This is a genomic window from Streptomyces sp. NPDC055025 (genome assembly GCF_053608565.1).
Genome location: NZ_JBSGVS010000163.1, coordinates 1 through 630, shown reverse-complemented (window position 1 = coordinate 630; position 630 = coordinate 1). Strand labels below are relative to the sequence as shown.

The following is a 630-nucleotide window of genomic DNA, read 5'->3' as shown; positions in this document are numbered from 1 at the left end:
AGCGTTTTTAGTGAGCAGCCGCACAGGTATTTCCCGATCATGATTCCCCGCCCGGCAGACAAGATTGAGCGACGCGGCAAGACGGAATACGCCAGAACGGAAATTATGGGCGGCATGCAGAGGGCGGTGAGCACAGACAAGGTTTACGACACTTGGTATCCGAAGACGCTTTTGAAATTTTCAAACGCCGGAAGTTCTGTGAAGTCTGTCCACCCAACTCAGAAGCCGGTGGGGCTTTGCGAGTACCTAATTCGCACCTATACCAACGAAGGTGAAACGGTGCTGGACAACTGCATGGGAAGCGGCACGACCGGCGTTGCGTGCGCGAACACGGGGCGGAAGTTCATCGGCATGGAGCAGGACGCAGGCTATTTCAAGATCGCCAGCGAGCGGATCGAGCAGGCGTTCCAGAAGGGTGTCGAGCAGGTGCTTGAGAGGCGTGGCGAGTCTGCCGACCTGTTTGCTGGTACGCTGGCGTGATGACGAAACTTGACATCGCGGTTGGCATCGTTGGCGCGGTGGCCTCGCTTGGGGCTGCTGTGTTCTGGCTTTGGTCCGCGCTGATCCAAGTGCCGAACAACATCGACACCTTCATCGGAGAGTTGCAGCGTATCGGGCGTATGAATGGGC

General features: G+C 57.5%; 1 protein-coding gene. It reads left to right on the top strand.

Translation table 11 applies throughout. The features are described 5' to 3' along the window. On the top strand, positions 1-480 hold a 480-nt coding region (locus ACWGDX_RS39385), incomplete at its 5' end, for a DNA-methyltransferase (protein ID WP_453633645.1). Between the last annotated feature and the right edge of the window lie 150 nt (positions 481-630).